The sequence below is a fragment of the Sulfurospirillum deleyianum DSM 6946 genome, from assembly GCF_000024885.1.
GTDB lineage: Bacteria > Campylobacterota > Campylobacteria > Campylobacterales > Sulfurospirillaceae > Sulfurospirillum > Sulfurospirillum deleyianum.
Window position 1 is genome coordinate 2012260 of record NC_013512.1, and the last position, 17993, is coordinate 2030252.

Genomic DNA, 17993 nt, shown 5'->3' on the forward strand with positions numbered 1-17993 from the left:
TTCCCCCTAAAAAGGAATTTTAGGCTTCAACTTACGCCTAACCGCTTCATCATAAGCCACTTTGTACCGTTTATTGGTTGTATTAAAATCAATATCCTCTTTCTTGAAATCTGCTGTAATATCATCCAAATACTGAAGCAGTTCAAAGTCACCTAATCTTGTAACCGAAAGCACATTAATGGGTTTAATCAATTGACCGTTTCTAAGTAATCTAAAATGCTGTTTTGTGCCATCAAACTGTTTAATCTCCAGAGGAATAAAATCTTTAGAATAATGAAATGTTTTAGATGTTGGACTCATTGGCTCATGTAATTCAAGGATTGTTTCATCCAAGTTTTGAATGAGTAGCTCTTTGGTAATAGGCACAGAGTTTATAAGTCCTTTACGAATTAAGAGCTTATGCTCTTTTGTAAAGCTTGTATCATTGTCAAGGGCGGAGTTAAATTCAGCAGTTTTTTCGTAAAAAAATTACGAAACGTAACCTTAAGCACCTTGCGTTATTTCTTCTCCTTTCACCGAATTTTTAGCTTTAAACTTATACAAATCTGAATCTACGATTCCCTCATCTTTTTTCTCTTTTAAACGAAATGAATCTCCTAGAATATTGATAATATGGGAGTGATGTAATAATCTATCTAAAATGGCAGTCGTTACCACTTTATCATTGGCAAAGATGCCACTCCACTGACTAAAGACGAGATTGGATGTAACGATAGTTGCACCACGTTCATAGCGTTTAGAGATCACTTGAAAGAAATGATGAGCATCTTCTTTGCTCATTGGGAAATAGCCAATCTCATCAATGACTAATAACGCTGGTGCCATAATGGCTTGACGTATAAATGAATCATAGCGTTTCTCTTTTTTTGCGTTACTCATCTGCAAAATAAGATCAGCTACTGTGATAAATCTTGCTTTAATACGTTTTTGAACAGCTTGATACGCCAGTGCAATAGCCAGATGGGTTTTCCCAACACCAGAGTGTCCAAGAAGGATGATATTTTCATTTCGCTTGATAAACTCTAATGTTGAGAGCTCCTCAATTTGTCTTCTATTTACACCAACTGTGAAATTAAAATCAAACTGTTCAAGTGTTTTAATGGTTGGAAATCCTGCCATTTTTGTCAAAGTAGCACGAGAGCGTACAGCTCTATTGTTTGCTTCGAGTTTGAGTATCTCATAAAGATATTCACCATATTTCCAACCCTCTTTTGCGGCACGATTAGCCATTTCATGATGAACGTCATTAACGGTTGAGAGTTGAAGCTCTTTGCATAACGTTTCGATATGTGTATTTAATGCCATAATATACCTCCTAGCGTATAGGCAGGTAAAACTATATACGCTAACATAGGTATAAATTGATCGTAACTTTGAAGATCACGAGTGGGAATGTGAATAGTTATTCTATTGGATGTTTGGCTATCTTGTGTTACACTTTTAGTGGTGGCTTTGAGCGGGTGTATCCCATGATAAGTCTTAGGCAGAGGAAGCAACTGCAATTGCTCTTCTGCTAACAGATCAAACGGTCTGTGGAGTGTTGTTTGATGTATTCTCGCATTTGCTGTAAAATCTAACCAATCTATGACTGCCGCATTGGCATTTTCTAATGTCATCTTATAGCCCATCAGGGAAAGTCTCACTTTAAACATATTGTGAAAACTGTATCGGAAATAGTGATTAAATCTCTCTACTTTTCCCTTGGTTTGTGCACGATAAGGTTTACAAACTTTTAAAGCCATACCACAATGTTTTTGGGCAAAGTCGCGGAATTGTTCATTGAATTTATGCTTACCATATCCATAAGCATTGCGTTTGGAAATAACCGTCTTCATATTATCATAGAGTGCCTCATGTGGCACACCACCAAAATAACTAAAGGCGTTCATGTGGCATTTTATGAGAGTGTCTACTTTCTCATCCATCACATATTCCACATAAGATGCTCTAGAGTATCCCATAGTTGCAACAAATGCAGATAAATTATCTTTGGGAAATTCAACCCAATCCACTTGCATCTGTTGAGCCTTGTTTGTCTCAAATCTGACAAGTGGTTCTTCGTTTTTTACTTTCTGACGAAGCTCATAACGAAGCATAATATCTTTCATCCACCGAAGACTTCCTCGATAACCAAGTTTCTGAATCTCATCATATATGGATGTATTGGGGATAGAAATACCTAATGCGTGTGCCTCTTCTAGCATTCTTGCTATATTGGGCAGATACGGATCAACCGTTGTCTCTACAGGTTCTCTTTTTATAACAGGAATATAACCCTCTGGCAGCTTCGCATACTTCGCAACGGTATCTCTGTTAATGTCAAGTTTACGTGCAATAGCACTCTTACTCAGACCATCTTTGAGCATCTTATGAATCATTTTTACATCACCTTTTTTAAGCATCTGTCTCCTTTCAATATATTTGAAAAAAGACTTTAGCAGAACTAATCTGCTCATTTAAGCTTTTGGTTGTAAAAACTACTTTTTAGCAGCTTTTTATACTGCCCATTTTAACTCCGCCCTTGACAATATTGACAAATGAAAAAAGTCTGTTAAAGCCCTATATTAGGCACTTTTAGCTATAATAAAAATAAAGAATATCATCCATGAATCTTCAAGAACAGATCCTATCGGCCATAAATACAACGCTTAAAAACCCCATATATCAAACACTGCAACTCTTAAACATCAAGAGTATTTTACACCGTGCTAACTTTGTAAAGAAAAGAGAAGGCGTAGCCCCCTATCTTGTTGTATTACACTTTGTCTATATGTTGGTGATGAATAAAAAGATATCTTCGTTTATGCACCAAAGCAATGAGAGTTTTAAAAAAGACACCTACTACAGACTTTTGCAAAATAGTAGCTACAACTGGAGAAAACTTCTCTCTTTAAGCACTTTAAAAATCATCAAGCTTTTGCATAAAGTCCAAGATGCTTCGTCAATAAAAGTCTTTATTATGGATGATACGGTTGAGGGTAAAACAGGTAAATATATAGAGGGGAGTCGTGATGGACTTTGGAGCAATAAAGAGAAGCGAACCATTAGAGGGATCAATGTTGTTTCTTTGAATTATAGTGATGGTTATTCAAATTTTATGATAGATTTTGCAATGAGCATGGGAAACTATGCCCGCGTTAAAGTTGAAGAGTTTAGTACAGAACTCGATATCCGTTGCAACGCTTACAAACGAAGAATGGAGATTATGGAGGGTAAGTCTAAGATAGCATTGGCTATGGTAAAAAGAGCTGTACACAGTGGTATATACGCTGATTACTTGCTGGTTGACAGTTGGTACTCTAAACCAGCCTTTATCCAAGAGATGAACGATTTGGGTCTAAAGGTCATTTCAAGAATTGCTAACAACACTAAGATTTGGAACTTTAATGACAAAGAAAAAACACTGAATGCCATGTATGAAAAACACAAAAAGCTTAAAAATGCCAAAGTGGGAACATATGGCAAGAAGATTCGCTTTAGCTATTTTTCAACCGTTGTTGAACATAAAAATGCAGGGAAACTCAAAATTGTTTTTATTAAAACCACCGACAATCTCATCCCTATTGTCTCCACCGATTTAGAACTCAATGATGAAGAGATTATTGAGATTTATAAACGACGATGGGATATAGAACAAGGCTATAAAGAGCTCAGAGAATACTTTGGGTTTGGACAAGAAGAAAATAGAATCTATGAAGCACTGATTGCTAGAATGACACTTTCATTCTTTGCTTACAATATTGTCAGCTACATCAATAGAATCAGCCATGAGCCAAAAACCATTGGTGGATTATTTAAAGATTTGGAGTGTGAACTCTACACGCTTTCTATTGCTATGCAAGCGTTTATTGAAATAATGGACAAAATAGCACAAATTGATGAGATTGTAAAGAACAATAAGGATTTTACCAGTATAATTGCTACACTACGAAGTGCAACTCAAGAATTGCTGGGATTTAGGTGCGAAAGATGAGTAAATTATATATAAAATAAAGAATAATGATAATAATATTTTATCATTATTTTATCATTGTACAGTAAAAAATGAATGATTTTTGTACCCTATTTTGTACCCTAAATGTTGCCGATTTGTGTACTTTTTTATTTCAAAATACCCTATTTTAGGGCTTTAAAGGTGACTGGCAGCGTTGAGGTCAGGGGTTCGATCCCCCTACACTCCACCATTTTCTAAGCCGTTTTTTCTACTGTTCCATAGTTTGTTCCATAAAGTTTGATACTTCTATCAATCCTTAATTCTTCAGATGCAATGAAACCACTATAAGTTGTTAAAACCATTTTAGAATTTGAATGTCCCAACACTTTAGCAACGGTTAATACACTCATTTGCCCACTTCTTAACATTGCTGTTGCAAAAGTATGGCGAGTGTTATACTACTTTCGATAATGTACCTTTGAGCGTACCATTACCCTTTTCCACTTCGTCTGACACATAAGTCACCTTATGTAAACCAATTTATTCATAATTTCATGCTGGTCAATTTCATAATATTTATCGTACTATTTATGGTATGATTATACCATCTAATCAAACCACTTTGGAAGAACTACTATGAAACGATGGATTTGGCAATATGAAAATTATCCAAATTTTACCTATCAACTTGAAAAGCTAGAGCATTTACTTCAAAAAATATCAATGGAACAAGGCTACCTCTTAGCTTTTACACAGACCATGAGCCAAGATACCATTCTTCAACGACAGTGCGATGCTTTGCTCAATGAAACACTGAGCACGTCTGCGATTGAAGGAGAAATACTCAATCGTGATAGTGTTAAAGCCTCTATTGCTAAGAAATTTGGATTAAGAGAGTGTGATGATAAAAAGATTATTGATTCGACGGATAACTTAGTTTCAATCCTCATTGATGCCAATACCAACTATGATAAAGCATTAACCCTAGAGAGACTCTTTGGCTGGCATAACGCACTTTTCCCTAAAGGGTACAGCGGTTTACGTAAAATCCATACTGCCTCTTTTAGAGGTGAAGAGACGATGCAAATTGTAGGTGGGCATATTGGAAGGGAAATTGTCTATTATGAAGCCCCACCTCGTGATAGACTAAAGCAAGAGATGCAACGTTTTTTAGAGTGGTTTAATCGTGAAAAACCGAGCCTTATTAAAGCGTGTATTGCTCATCTTTGGTTTGTTATCATTCACCCTTTTGATGATGGCAATGGAAGGATTACACGAGCTATCACCGATTTAGTTCTCTCCAATATTGAAAACTCCAAAATATCACGGCTGTACTCCATGTCAAGTACCATTAATGAGAATAAAAAAGCTTACTATACGGCTCTTGAAAATACAACGGGTTATGTTCACAAAGATGAAAACCCCTTAGATATTACTCTCTGGTGTGAATGGTTTTTAAATACCCTCTATCAAGCACTCCTTGATGCCAAAGGCAAGCTCAATCACATTGTTTTTAAAACAAAGTTTTGGGATAAACATAGAGAACAACCACTTAATGCTAGGCAAATTAAGGTGCTGAACTTTATTTTAGATATTGGTATAGAGAATTTCAAAGGGAATTTGAGTAAGAAAAAATACATGAGTATCACAGGCACTACTTCGACAACAGCATCAAGGGATATTGCAGAATTGATAGAATTTGGGTGTATAAAACAGATGGAGGGAACGGCTGGGAGAAATGTGAGTTATATAGTTACGTTATAGGCCCAAAAGGCTTTATATGTCTAAAGCCTTGAATTTTTAGCGGTATTTTTTACGGTAATACATAATATCATATACACTAAAAACCATCAAAAAAGATTTGAGTGTTTGAGTGTCTCAACATTTTTCTTACTTCGCTATCAAATTGTTTGAGAATTATTTTTACATGTAAAGGGTTTTAAATCACACTGTAACGGAGATAAGCAAAGTTAAGAAAATAATCTTAAAGAAAAAAGTTTAAAGAAGTTTGGCGAGAGGGTGGAGGAATCGAACCTCCCAAGAGACGGTCAACCGCCCCTCCAATCGGCTTTGAAGGCCGTGGTGCACACCAGAGTCACATACCCCCCGCAAGAGGAAAATGATTTTAACCTATCTTTGCTTTAGTGAGAATAAAGTTTCTATTCTTTATAATGAAAAGAAGTTCATTGCAGGAGGTTTACATGGTACTTCGTCTTTTTATGTTACTTTGTTTACCTTTGTTCATGTGGGCAGCCCCCAAGCATTATGGGGAAAATATTTGGGTAAAAGTAGGACAAATTTACGGTATTGAACCGAGTCTTTTGTATTCGATTGCAAAAGTTGAGAGTGATTTAGACCGTTACGTAGTGGCTTTTAGTGCCAATAAAATGACGCAAAAACAAGCGAGAGAGTTAGAACAATTTTTAAAACAAAAAGGCATTGAGAGCAAACGACACACCCAAGTCATTGCGATTAAAAGTAAAAACAGATACGAAGCCAGTCACGTCGTACATTTTCTCTACACCCGTAACTATCCTCGTTTTGATATGGGCATTATGCAAATCAACTCCATTCACAAACCCATGCTCGATAGAGCCAACATCTCTTTATATGACCTTTTTGACCCCAAAGTAAATATTCAAGTGGGTGCGTACATTTTGGCGACTTGTTTTGCTAAACATAAAAATAACAAAGATGCCATCAATGCTTACAATGGCAAAATCAAAGATAATCCCTACTCTGCGAAGGTCTTTAAGGAGTTTAAAAAACTTTACAGCTCTTATCAAAAAGATAGAAACAAACTCGCTTACAAAGACCCATCATAACTCACCTAAGCGATACCCCACCTCTTTAATCATTTCAATAGAACCCTCAGGCAATTTTTTACGCAACCGTTTTACAAGAGCTCGCATATTTAAGATACTGGTCTCTTCGCCTTCCCACACATACTCTTCTAGCTCACTAAAGGTAACAACACGGTGTCTGTCCTTAATGAACAAATCTAAAAAGAGAGACTCTTTTTTCGCTAGTTTTATCTCCTCATTATCGGGAGCAAAAAGACGGTGATTGACATAATCATAGCTATACCCCGTCCACAATACCAGCGTTTGCGAAGGCTTATGACACAGTTTTTTCACTTTTTGAACCAACTCATAGATAAAAAAAGGCTTTTTCAGATAGTCATCACACCCTATCTCATAAGAGCTCTGTATCTTTTCCAAATCGTGATTGGAACTCATAATAATCACAGGAATCTCTTTATGGTACAAACGAATCGTCTCCAAAATGGAGAGTCCATCGAGCGAGGGAACATTGATATCCAAGATAAAACAGTGATAACCACGATTCAGTGCATCCAATGCCTTTTCGCCATCGTAAAAGAGATCAACGTTGTACCCTTCTTTATCCAAAACATTTTTAATCACTTTTGCCAAACGGTCATTGTCTTCAAGAACTAAAACTTTCATGTTACATTTCCTAGTGTAATAATAAAACACGCACCATCATTTTTGTTCGATGCGCTTATTTTTCCGCCCATTTTATCTTCAATAATGAGCTTACTCATATAAAGCCCAATGCCATGTCCTTGCTTTTTCGTTGTAAAATAAGCATCAAAGAGATGTGGCAGTTTCTCTTCTGGAATCCCTCCTGCGTTATCGCAAATCTCAATAATGACCTTTTGCGCATGATTATACACTACAATAGCAATCATCCCTCGTTTTATCTTCTTCTCTTCTCGTTGCTGAATAATCTGATCTTTGGAGTTATTGACAATGTTTAAAAGGGTTTGCATAAACTCGTTTTTATAGCCTAAAACCATAAGATTGGTCGCATGACTAATATCTACCTTGACATCAATATAATTGTACTTAATCGTATGATTAATGATTTTTAGCATGGTTTCAATAGCATCGTTGACATCAAAAACCGTTTTGGTCGTTGAGGGCATAATAAACGCTTGAAAACTATTAATCGTATCTGTCATGTAGCGTACTTGAACCATAATATCATGGACAAATTGATTATTTTTTTCGTCATTTTCATTCAGACAACTGTAAAAGTGATCTTGTGCAATCGTCGCAATCTCCACTAAAGGATTTTTCCATTGATGGGCAATCGAAGAAAAAACTTCCCCAATTTCCGCCAATTTAGACTGTTGAATGATAAACTGTTGGTGTTTGTTTTTTTGAAGTTCCACCGCACGCAACTCTTTTTCAGAGCGAATACGCATGTAGATATTGTGAAAAAGCCCTAAAATCAAAAAAAACAGAAACGGAGAGATAAGAAAAACGGCATCGATGAGCTTACGATGGCGATCAAAAAAAGTTTCAGGCGCATTAATCAGCTCAAACTCTGGCACCGTAGGATTAGGATAAATATCGAATTGTTTAATTTTTTGAAGATCAAACTGGTACCAATATTCATCAAACGTCTCTACATGTAACGGGTGAATTTTATTCTCTAAAACATTTACAATCATCTCTCCTGTTTTCATACCCAAACGCTGAATAGGGACTAACTTACCACCAAATGCACCTTTGCCAATAAACAGTGTATCGGTAATAAAAACAGGCAAAGCGCTTTTGTGAATCATATTTGCAATTTGATTATTTTTATAGAGATTGCCATAGCGGTCATTGTAAAAACGAATGTAAAAAATCGCTTCTTCTTTCTTAGGGGTCGCAAAACGATGTTCAAGCTCTTCAAGAGTCGATTCACGGATGTATTCGATTTCAAGCCGATCATGGAACTCTTGCATCGCCTCACGAATAAAGGGCTCACTATCATCACCATTGGCACTGGCATCGTTAATAATCGTAATTTTTTTAAGATGAGGAATCATCTTCGCCATCAAAGGAATCGTCTCGCCAATGGCTCTTTTTTCCATTACTCCATAAATGCGGTCATCTAAGCCTTTGGCATGTATCTGCTTGACATCAAATTGCTCTAAACCTGTAAATAAAATCGGCTCATCGGTGAAAAGCTCATGATAATACTCAATTAAAAAATCATAGGCAAATTTATCGACAGCCACAATCAGGTCATGTTTTTGATTTTTTAGTTGAAGTTTATAGAGTTCTCGCAGTTTTTCATAATACTCCTTAGAGTTAATCCGCTTTGAATCCATATATAAAATATTGATAGTAATTTCAGGGTGGTCGTAAAAAACATCTTCCATCCCTTTTAAAACGTCATCACTCCACTGAAAGCCTTTATGATAGGAGTTGATGATGAGGATTTTTTTATCCTCTTTTGCACACAGAGGATGAGCATAACATAGAACAAAAAGGGTTAAAAAAAAGAGAAGCTTTTTCATTCTTTTTGTCCTTTTTTAACGCCAATTATAGCATATCAAAATAAGATTCCATCGCTCCGCCAAAAGCGATGGAACTTCATTTTAATACTCTAAAAACATCTTTTGTAGTGCTTTTTTATCGTTGGTTTTGGTTAAACCTAACATTAAAAGAACACGTGCTTTTTGTGGGTTAAGAGTATTGGTTGCGATAAAGCCATATTTAGCATCGTCTACTTCGCCCTCAAGCGTTGTACTACCACCACCAACACGGCTACTTCTAGCTACAACCACACCTTTTTTAACGGCTTCACCCAATGCTTCTTGTGTAAGAGGGAAAGGATTTCCATTACCCATACCTGCATGAACAATCGCTTTAGCACCTGCGCTCACGGCTGCTTTTACCATCACATCGGTGTCATTTGGATGACCATACACGATATCAACACGAGGTAAATCTTCAAGTTTACTCACATCAAATTCAGAGTTAAGGGTATGTTTACGGGTTGGTTGCATGTAGTATTCAACATTACCATAATAAACCGTACCAATTTTACCACTGTTAGGTGACGCAAACGCATTGACTGAAGTGGTGTTCACTTTGGTCACTTCTCTTGCACTGTGAATTTCATCGTTCATCACAACCACAACACCTTTTCCTGCTGTCTCTTTGTTTGTGACAACTTTAACCGCATTGTAAAGGTTCATCGGACCATCCGCACTCATAGAGGTGCTTGAGCGCATAGCCGCAACAAAAACAACAGGTTTTTTACTTTTTACAGTTAAATCAAGGAAGTAAGAGGTCTCCTCAACGGTATCCGTACCATGAGTAATGACGACACCATCAATATCTGGATTGGCTAAAAGTTCATTGACTCTTTTTGAGAGTTTTAACCAGACTTGATTGGTCATCTCTTGTGAACCAATGCTTGAAATCTGCTCACCTTTAACGGTTGCCATCTCATTGATAGCAGGAACAGCAGCGAGTAATTTATCTACTGTCACAGCACCTGCAGAATAAGAACTTTTAAGTTCAGACGTTCCAGCTCCTGCGATAGTACCACCTGTGGCTAAAATAGCGATGGTAGGTTTTGCCATCAACGAAGAAGCGCCAATAAGGGCGACCATTAAAGATGTACGTAGTAAATTCATGCGAAGACTCCTTTAGAAAATGTGTTTTACATGTAAAGGCCATCGGCTCTAAAAAAGAGCCGATATGAGAAGGCGTAAATCATGTTCTTGCAATTTTACAAGAAGTTTTTTTCTCAAGCTGTATAAAAAATGTCCTAATGATTGTTATAAAATCATTCCACCAATCACAAATGCGAATGCGACAGAAAGAGAAATGGCAACAACACCAGGGATAAGGAATGGATGGTTAAATACAAATTTACCAATTCTTGTTGAGCCTGTATCGTCCATCTCTACCGCTGCAATCAATGTTGGATACGTTGGAAGAACAAACAATGCGCTGACCGCTGCAAACGAAGCAACGATGGTTAAAGGTGAAACACCGAGCAATAAAGCACTTGGCATCAACGCTTTAGCGGTTGCGGCTTGAGAGTAAAGAAGCATACTAGCAAAGAAAAGAACGACCGCTAACATCCATGGATAAACGTTAAGCAAGTCACCCGCAAACGCTTTGATTTCGCTAATGTGATTTGCGACAAAAGTATCACCTAACCACGCAACACCTAAAACACAGATACATGCACTCATACCTGATTTAAAAGTACCAGAGTTAAGAATTTGCGCAGAATCAATTTTTGTAAAGAATGTGATAAACGTTGCACCTGTCAACATGAAAAGCATAATCGCAGCATCACGACCAACCACAGGGTTTTTAATCAAACCTACTTTATCACTAATCATGGTTGCATAGATAACAACAGATAGAATAGTTAAAAGGAAAATAAAAACAGAAAGTTTTGCACCAGGTTTTACTTCAAGTTGTGTAGTGCCTCTGGTTTTTACCAAACCTTTTGCCAATCTTTCTTGATAAATTTCATCATCTTTTAACTCTTTGCCCAAAAAGTTAGCAACAAACGCTGCACACATACATGCAAGAAAAGATGAAGGAATACATACCGCAAGTAAATCCAAATAACCCACACCGTGTTTCTCTAAAGCACCACTTAAAAAGACAACCGCTGCTGAAATTGGAGAAGCAGTGATGGCGATTTGAGACGCAACAACCGCGATACTTAAAGGACGTGATGGACGAATACCTTGCTCTTTTGCTACTTCTGCAATAACAGGCAGGGTTGAAAACGCTGTATGACCTGTTCCAGCAAAAAATGTCATAACATAAGTAACAACAGGGGCTAAAAACGTGATTTGTTTAGGATTTTTGCGAAGAATTTTCTCAGCAATACTGACCATATAATCAAGTCCACCTGCCACTTGCATTGCGGCAATCGCTGCGATAACAGACATAATAATCAAGATAACATCAATAGGAATCGAACCTAACTTTAAACCCATACCAAGTGCTAATACTAAAACACCTAGTCCTCCCGCATAACCGATAGCAATGCTACCGAGTCTTGCTCCAAAAAAGATGGCAGCAAGAACAACAATGACCTCTAACCATAACATGGTAACTCCTTATACTAAGTTTTAAACTCCTCTAATAGCTCCTTAAGCCATTAGAGCAATTATGGTGTGCCACAGAAGGGCGATAAAAGGAAGAGGTGTGAGAAAACCGCTTCTTCTGTGGCACGGAAAAAGGCTAAAAGGCTACTTATTTTTTATCGTATGTACGTGGTTTAATCATATTTTCTGGTTTGATGATGTCATCAAGCTCATCTTTAGCCAAAAGACCACGAGCAAGAACGATGTCATACACAGAACCGCCTGTCTCTAACGCTTCTTTAGCTACTGAAGTTGAGTTCTCATAACCAATAAATGGATTAAGAGCGGTTACAAGTCCAATGCTATTAAGTACCATGGCTTTACAACGCTCAGGATTAGCCGTAATGCCATCCACACATGTGTACGCTAAGGTCTCAAACGCATTTTTCATCATGTTGATAGAGCTAAAAAGGTTATAGGCAATGACGGGTTCAAATACGTTAAGTTGAAGCTGACCACCCTCGCACGCCAATGTCACAGCGATGTCTGTACCAATCACTTGGAAACATACTTGGTTCACAACCTCAGGGATAACAGGATTGACTTTACCTGGCATAATTGAACTACCTGGTTGCATTGCTGGAAGGTTGATTTCGCCTAAACCTGTTCTAGGACCTGAACTTAATAGACGAAGGTCGTTACAAATTTTTGACATTTTAGTAGCGACTCTTTTTAAAACACCAGAGATTTGTACATAAGCACCTGTATCTTGTGTTGCTTCAACAAGATCACCTGCGGTGACAAACGGACGACCTGTGACTTCTTGTAGTTTTGCTTCAACGGTTTTTGAGTAATTAGGATGTGCGTTGATACCTGTACCAATCGCTGTTGCACCTAGGTTCATCTCACGAACGAGCTGTTGCGCTTCAGTTACACGTTGGATATCCTCACCAATCATAACCGCATACGTACGAAACTCTTGCTCTAGGGTCATCGGAACCGCATCTTGAAGTTGTGTACGTCCCATTTTGATGATGTCTTTAAACTCAACCGCTTTGTTGGCAAATGAGCTTTTGATGATTTTCATAGACTCAGTTAGTTCACCTAATTTTTCATAAAGTGCTACACGAAGCGCTGTTGGGTAAGCATCGTTTGTTGATTGAGAAAGGTTAACATCGTTGTTTGGGTGTAAAAATTTGTATTCACCTTTTTGGTGACCCATTTTTTCCAAACCAATGTTTGCGATAACTTCGTTTGCGTTCATGTTAGTTGATGTACCTGCTCCACCTTGAAACATATCTACAACAAATTGGTCATGGTATTTGCCTGAAATGATTTCATCACATGCTTCACAAATCACATTTTTTTTAGCTTCAGCAAGAAGACCTAAATCATAGTTTGCTAAAGCAGCTGCTTTTTTGACTTTTGCTAACGATACAATAAATGTTGGGAAGCTTGAAAGTTTAATACCTGTAATATGAAAGTTCTCAGCCGCACGTGCAGTTTGAACGCCATAATAACACTCATTTGATATCTCTTTATCACCGATTAAATCATGTTCCATTCTGGTTGACATTTTGTCTCCTTAAAAGTTAAACGTGGTGGAAGTTTAAACCTCTAAAGGGATTTGAAAATGACTTTTTGGAATTTTTTTTAAAAAAAGCTTGAAATAAGAGAATTAATTAAAATATATAAAATTTTAAGGAAAAATGTTTTACATGTAAAGAGGGAAGAGTCCCTCTTTGCTTAGAGCTTTACAAATTTACTCTTTTCAGAAAGCCCAAAATTGCGTGGTTTTATCATGTTTTCGGGTTGAATAATATCATCGAGTTCGCCTTTTTCCAATAAGCCTTTTTCTAAGACAATATCATACACCGAGCGTCCACTCTCTAGCGCTTCTTTGGCTACTATCGTAGAGTTTTCATAGCCGATAAAAGGATTAAGTGCGGTCACTAAGCCAATGCTGTTTAAAACCAGCGATTTACATCGCTCAGGATTGGCAGTAATGCCATCGACGCAACTGTACGCTAAGGTCTCAAAAGCATTTTTCATCATATTGATGGAGTTAAAAAGGTTGTAGGCAATGAGCGGTTCAAAGACATTAAGTTGAAGCTGTCCACCCTCGCACGCAAGGGTTACGGCAATGTCAGTTCCAATGACTTGAAAGCAAACTTGATTGACCACTTCAGGGATCACAGGATTGACTTTACCGGGCATAATGGAGCTTCCTGGTTGCATCGCAGGCAGATTAATCTCCCCAAAACCCGTTCTTGGGCCTGAGCTTAAAAGCCTTAAGTCGTTACAAATCTTTGACATTTTGGTTGCCACGCGTTTTAAAACACCTGAAATTTGTACATACGCACCCGTATCTTGGGTCGCTTCAATCAAATCACCCGCTGTGACAAAAGGACGACCGGTTACTTCTTGCAGTTTGGCTTCCACCGTTTTGGCATAATTGGGATGTGCGTTAATGCCCGTACCAATGGCGGTTGCTCCCATGTTGATTTCTCGCACCAACTGCCTTGCCTCATGAACACGCTGAATGTCCTCACCAATCATCACGGCGTAGGTTCGAAACTCTTGCTCTAAGGTCATCGGAACCGCGTCTTGCAGTTGGGTTCTGCCCATTTTGATGATGTCTTTAAACTGGGCTGATTTATGAGCAAAAGAGCTTTGAATGATTTTCATCGACTCACCCAGTTCGCCTAGTTTTTCATACAAAGCGACACGAAGAGCGGTGGGATAAGCGTCATTGGTTGATTGGGAAAGATTGACATCGTTGTTGGGATGCAGGTATTTGTATTCACCTTTTTGGTGTCCCATCAGCTCCAATCCAATGTTGGCGATGACTTCATTGGCGTTCATGTTGGTCGAAGTTCCAGCCCCTCCTTGAATCATATCGACCACGAATTGGTCGTGGTATTTACCTGCAATCAGTTGGTCGCACGCCTCGACAATGGCGTTTTTCTTTGCTTCTGAAAGAAGCTCTAACTCGTAGTTTGCCAAAGCGGCGGCTTTTTTAACTTTAGCGATGGACTCGATAAAAGTGGGAAATTTGGAGATGGTTACCCCTGTGATGTGAAAATTCTCTGCCGCACGTGCGGTTTGAACACCATAATAACACGCATTGGATATCTCTTTATCGCCGATTAAATCATGTTCGATTCGAGTTGACACGGTTGGACTCCTTGAGCAAATAGAATAGCTCTATTATAAGCGGAGTTTGTACAAAATAATCTTTACATGTAAAACTTATTTTTTGGCAATGCCCACTTTTTGGGGGCGAATACTTAAATCGGTAATGACCCCGTTTACATGTAATACATCCCACACGCTTTGAGCGATGGTTTCAGGGAGCAGATGGGTTGATTCATCCTCACTGGGTTTAAAATGAAGGGCGTCAAAAAAAGGCGTTTGGGTCATATCTGGGTTAATGGATGTGACTCTCACACCGCTTTTTCGTACCTCTTCAAAGAGACAATGCCCAAAGTCTCGAAGACCGCTTTTGGTGGCGGTGTAGAGTGCTGAGTATTTGGCGTGACGAGTCGCTTCAATGGAAGTAATGTTGATGATATGACCGCTTTGTTTTTGTAAGGAGCGCAAACACAAAGAACTTAAAATAATAGGCGCAGTGAGGTTGATATCAATAAGGTTTTTGATTTTGGAAGGGCTAATGGTCTCGTGCGGATCAAACACTCCCACACCCGCACAGTTAATAAGCACATCGACCTCATGACTTTTTAGCCACGCTTTGACTTTTTTTTCAAGCGCTTCAGTATCTCGCAAATCACACACAATCTCCGCTTCGTTTCGCCCGATATTAAAGACTTCATACTCGTTACATGTAAGAATGTTTTTTATCGCCTTGCCAATGCCACTGCTTCCGCCACTCATTAAAACCGTTTTCATAAAAATTTTACCTTTTAATTCTTATCACAAACGAATGGAATATTTTCACTCCATGGTAGCGTTGCGTATTGCCATTTTTTGTAGATTTTACCCTCAGGGTTACCGCAAAATTTTCCATGCGACCAGCGAATCTCTACTTTTAAATCAAGCGTAAATGTCTCTAAGGTGTGCTTGTTTTTAAAGGAAAAAAGAAGCAGTACCTCAGGTTGCCCTTTATCAAGTTCAATAGCATGAATGCCCATAAATTCATACGATTTATTCCATACGTCTGTGGGATTCATATACAAAGCAAAAGGCTTCTTTTTATCGGTTCCTGCGAGAATATAACGTACACCATTGATTCTAAAAAAATAGTGAAAAATGGGTTGCAGGGCGTTGGATTTGTTTTTGTTTTTTTGCAAATAGTGTGTTAGATTTTCATTGAAAATGCGAGAAGACTCAACGCTCACTTTTTGGCATAAATGCTTGTATGTGTTTAGAACAGATTTATCTTTCTTTTTGTGTAAGAGCGTGACGTGGTCACTAAAAGCATCTCTCTCTTTTCGTTTTGTTTGCTGGTAAAAATCTTCAACATGAGAAAATCCTGTTTGCGCTAAGCCACCACATGCTAAAAAATAGTCGTTAAACTCTTTGGGGGCAACATATAAAAACCAGTCCACGCCTCTGCTTGAGTGTGCAAACTCTCCAAAGGGCATGTGCTCAAATATTTTATCAGGGGAAGCGTTAATAAATACATCAGCACTCTCTTTGATAGAGAGTCTAAGGTTAAGGTTTTGGATATAAATATCTTTAGCAACAGCGGACATGGCACTTGTCTTTTCGTTGCCTGTCCATTCAATTCGCAAAGCATGAACACCATCGCAGAGTAGATGTTTTCGAATAGATTTTCCAACATGCTCTAAATTTGTAATTTGAGTTTGACCTATTTTGGTAAGGCTTCGTTTTTCATACTCTTTAAGGTATTGCTCTTTTGCACTTGGAGTTACATTGATAATATCCTCTAACGAGCCTTCATTTAGGGCTAACGCTACAGAAAGTTCTGAAAATATCGTTTGGTCTCTTGCCATTAGGCAACCTTTTTGGTGTTCTTTTTGGTCTCCATCTCATCGCACAATGCCAAAAATGCTTCTAATTTTTTAGCGATGTGGTACGCTAAGAGTGGAGGAACAGCATTGCCGATAAGTTTATACGCCTCTGATGCCCCTAATTTTTCGCTCACAAAAGCGTAATCATCGGGAAAAGTTTGCAGACGGGCACATTCACGCACCGATAAGCGACGCTCAGGCAGATGGTACTCTTCTTCTATGAGACCTCCATGCTCTTTTGAAAGTCGCCTGAACTCTATATTGCCATGATGTTCCGCACGAATGGTTGGGGCTAGTTTGTTGGGATTGATTTCGGTTTGCCCTTGGCAATGCTTACCAAACCATTTAGCTTTTGAGTATTTTTGATGGCTTAAATCCTCACTTTGCTCAGGTTCACACAAATCAAATAGGGCGTCTTTGACGGTTACAAAGTCATGTTTGATGTCGTGTGTTGGTTCAGGATAGAGACTGAATTCGCCATTTTGAAGCTTTACATGTAAATCTTCTGAGAGAATATCTTTACGCACACCTATAAAAATGATGCGCTCTCTTGTTTGCGGTACGCCATAGTTTCCCGCATGAAGTACGTTTGGGTCAAGAACAACGTAGCCTTCGCCGATAGTGCGAAAATCTTGCGTCATAATCTCTTTAACGTCTTTCATGCTGACTAAACCTTTAACGTTCTCAGCGATAAAAATCTTAGGTTTAATTAATGCGATGGCTTCTCTAAGCCAAAAGTAAAGCATACCACGCGATTCGATGGTAGGCGTGTCTATGGCGTTACGGTAAGCGTTTTTGTGTGTTTTGTGAGAGTCAAAACCCTTGCGTTTCCCCGCAACCGAAAAATCTTGACACGGAAAACCTCCTGTCACCACATCTGCGTTAGGGAATGTAAACGTACCTTCTTTAGCCTTTTTTACCAGTTCAACAATGCTTTCAAGATGAAAAACATTATCCCTTTGAAAGTAATACTCCCACGCTTTTTTTGCAGAGGGTTTGATGTCGCAAGCAAAAACGGTTTGAAAGGCTGTTGGTGCAAGTTTAACAAAATTTTTGTGACGTTCTTTTATCCATGTTTTGTCTTTAACACTCTTCGCTTTAACCCAAAAGTCACCCTCTAAGCCCAAATCAAGTCCACCACAACCTGAAAAAAATGAGACAACTTTTAGAGGTTTCATGTGGATATTCCTTTGTATTT

Annotated in this window: 16 protein-coding genes and 1 tRNA gene; 3 read left to right on the plus strand and 14 right to left on the minus strand. The window is 38.3% G+C overall.

Annotated elements, in window-relative coordinates; all coding sequences use genetic code 11:
- Positions 1–6: 6 nt before the first annotated feature.
- The 3 genes from SDEL_RS10100 to istA form a co-directional block, all read right to left on the minus strand.
- Positions 7–366 carry a hypothetical protein gene (locus tag SDEL_RS10100; RefSeq protein ID WP_012857760.1) on the minus strand — a complete coding sequence of 120 codons (360 nt, stop codon included), beginning with the start codon at positions 364–366 and terminating at the stop codon, positions 7–9.
- Positions 367–483: 117 nt separating this feature from the next.
- Positions 484–1305 (minus strand): IS21-like element helper ATPase IstB, encoded by an 822-nt coding sequence (gene istB, locus SDEL_RS10105; RefSeq protein ID WP_012856717.1) that lies wholly within the window; start codon positions 1303–1305, stop codon positions 484–486.
- Complete coding sequence (gene istA / locus SDEL_RS10110) at positions 1296–2402, minus strand: IS21 family transposase (RefSeq protein WP_012856716.1); 1107 nt, start codon at positions 2400–2402, stop codon at positions 1296–1298. Before istA ends, istB begins: the two co-directional genes overlap by 10 nt.
- Before the next feature lie 203 nt (positions 2403–2605).
- On the opposite strand from istA, the gene SDEL_RS10115 reads away from it, so the two are divergent.
- On the plus strand, positions 2606–3973 hold the full coding sequence (locus tag SDEL_RS10115; protein ID WP_012856485.1) for an IS4 family transposase: 1368 nt from the start codon (positions 2606–2608) through the stop codon (positions 3971–3973).
- A 215-nt stretch (positions 3974–4188) separates the two neighbouring features.
- Here SDEL_RS10115 and SDEL_RS11860 read toward each other — a convergent pair whose 3' ends face one another.
- Positions 4189–4344: a hypothetical protein gene (locus SDEL_RS11860; protein ID WP_245391384.1), complete on the minus strand. Its 156-nt coding sequence runs from the start codon at positions 4342–4344 to the stop codon at positions 4189–4191.
- 226 nt (positions 4345–4570) lie between these two features.
- Here SDEL_RS11860 and SDEL_RS10120 point away from each other — a divergent pair, with 226 nt between their 5' ends.
- Positions 4571–5698, plus strand: coding sequence for a Fic family protein (locus SDEL_RS10120; protein ID WP_012857761.1), 1128 nt, complete (start codon positions 4571–4573; stop codon positions 5696–5698).
- A 245-nt stretch (positions 5699–5943) separates the two neighbouring features.
- Here the strand turns inward: SDEL_RS10120 and SDEL_RS11915 are convergent.
- Positions 5944–6042 (minus strand) — tRNA-Sec (locus SDEL_RS11915).
- Between the two features lie 93 nt (positions 6043–6135).
- On the opposite strand from SDEL_RS11915, the gene SDEL_RS10125 reads away from it, so the two are divergent.
- A complete protein-coding gene (locus tag SDEL_RS10125; protein WP_012857762.1) occupies positions 6136–6759 on the plus strand; it encodes a lytic transglycosylase domain-containing protein in 624 nt (207 codons plus the stop codon).
- On the opposite strand, the gene SDEL_RS10130 is transcribed toward SDEL_RS10125, so the two are convergent.
- The 9 genes from SDEL_RS10130 to SDEL_RS10170 form a co-directional block, all read right to left on the minus strand.
- Positions 6754–7401 (minus strand): response regulator transcription factor, encoded by a 648-nt coding sequence (locus SDEL_RS10130; protein ID WP_012857763.1) that lies wholly within the window; start codon positions 7399–7401, stop codon positions 6754–6756. The genes SDEL_RS10125 and SDEL_RS10130 overlap by 6 nt on opposite strands.
- Positions 7398–9251 carry a sensor histidine kinase gene (locus SDEL_RS10135; RefSeq protein ID WP_012857764.1) on the minus strand — a complete coding sequence of 618 codons (1854 nt, stop codon included), beginning with the start codon at positions 9249–9251 and terminating at the stop codon, positions 7398–7400. Before SDEL_RS10135 ends, SDEL_RS10130 begins: the two co-directional genes overlap by 4 nt.
- A gap of 81 nt (positions 9252–9332) precedes the next feature.
- Entirely contained in the window at positions 9333–10355 is a 1023-nt protein-coding gene (locus SDEL_RS10140) for a type II asparaginase (RefSeq protein WP_425352960.1), read from the minus strand.
- Between the two features lie 168 nt (positions 10356–10523).
- On the minus strand, positions 10524–11825 hold the full coding sequence (locus tag SDEL_RS10145) for an anaerobic C4-dicarboxylate transporter (RefSeq protein WP_012857766.1): 1302 nt from the start codon (positions 11823–11825) through the stop codon (positions 10524–10526).
- 145 nt (positions 11826–11970) lie between these two features.
- Positions 11971–13377 carry an aspartate ammonia-lyase gene (gene aspA, locus SDEL_RS10150; RefSeq protein ID WP_012857767.1) on the minus strand — a complete coding sequence of 469 codons (1407 nt, stop codon included), beginning with the start codon at positions 13375–13377 and terminating at the stop codon, positions 11971–11973.
- A gap of 170 nt (positions 13378–13547) precedes the next feature.
- The gene (gene aspA, locus SDEL_RS10155; protein ID WP_012857768.1) at positions 13548–14978 is read right to left on the minus strand and encodes an aspartate ammonia-lyase; all 1431 of its coding nucleotides are present in this window, start codon (positions 14976–14978) and stop codon (positions 13548–13550) included.
- Positions 14979–15053: 75 nt separating this feature from the next.
- Positions 15054–15710, minus strand: coding sequence for an SDR family oxidoreductase (locus SDEL_RS10160; RefSeq protein WP_012857769.1), 657 nt, complete (start codon positions 15708–15710; stop codon positions 15054–15056).
- A gap of 14 nt (positions 15711–15724) precedes the next feature.
- Positions 15725–16777, minus strand: coding sequence for a hypothetical protein (locus tag SDEL_RS10165; protein ID WP_012857770.1), 1053 nt, complete (start codon positions 16775–16777; stop codon positions 15725–15727).
- Positions 16777–17973 carry a DNA cytosine methyltransferase gene (locus tag SDEL_RS10170; RefSeq protein WP_012857771.1) on the minus strand — a complete coding sequence of 399 codons (1197 nt, stop codon included), beginning with the start codon at positions 17971–17973 and terminating at the stop codon, positions 16777–16779. The genes SDEL_RS10165 and SDEL_RS10170 overlap by 1 nt, the downstream gene beginning before the upstream one ends.
- Positions 17974–17993 lie beyond the last annotated feature (20 nt).

Coding starts and splice junctions, on each gene's coding strand:
- SDEL_RS10130 (WP_012857763.1), bottom strand. CDS start 7,401: ATGAAAGTTTTAGTTCTTGAAGACAATGACCGTTTGGCAAAAGTGATT.
- SDEL_RS10160 (WP_012857769.1), bottom strand. CDS start 15,710: ATGAAAACGGTTTTAATGAGTGGCGGAAGCAGTGGCATTGGCAAGGCG.
- istB (WP_012856717.1), bottom strand. CDS start 1,305: ATGGCATTAAATACACATATCGAAACGTTATGCAAAGAGCTTCAACTC.
- SDEL_RS10170 (WP_012857771.1), bottom strand. CDS start 17,973: ATGAAACCTCTAAAAGTTGTCTCATTTTTTTCAGGTTGTGGTGGACTT.
- SDEL_RS10115 (WP_012856485.1), top strand. CDS start 2,606: ATGAATCTTCAAGAACAGATCCTATCGGCCATAAATACAACGCTTAAA.
- istA (WP_012856716.1), bottom strand. CDS start 2,402: ATGCTTAAAAAAGGTGATGTAAAAATGATTCATAAGATGCTCAAAGAT.
- aspA (WP_012857767.1), bottom strand. CDS start 13,377: ATGTCAACCAGAATGGAACATGATTTAATCGGTGATAAAGAGATATCA.
- SDEL_RS10135 (WP_012857764.1), bottom strand. CDS start 9,251: ATGAAAAAGCTTCTCTTTTTTTTAACCCTTTTTGTTCTATGTTATGCT.
- SDEL_RS10120 (WP_012857761.1), top strand. CDS start 4,571: ATGAAACGATGGATTTGGCAATATGAAAATTATCCAAATTTTACCTAT.
- SDEL_RS10165 (WP_012857770.1), bottom strand. CDS start 16,777: ATGGCAAGAGACCAAACGATATTTTCAGAACTTTCTGTAGCGTTAGCC.
- SDEL_RS10125 (WP_012857762.1), top strand. CDS start 6,136: ATGGTACTTCGTCTTTTTATGTTACTTTGTTTACCTTTGTTCATGTGG.
- SDEL_RS10145 (WP_012857766.1), bottom strand. CDS start 11,825: ATGTTATGGTTAGAGGTCATTGTTGTTCTTGCTGCCATCTTTTTTGGA.
- SDEL_RS11860 (WP_245391384.1), bottom strand. CDS start 4,344: ATGAGTGTATTAACCGTTGCTAAAGTGTTGGGACATTCAAATTCTAAA.
- SDEL_RS10140 (WP_425352960.1), bottom strand. CDS start 10,355: ATGGTCGCCCTTATTGGCGCTTCTTCGTTGATGGCAAAACCTACCATC.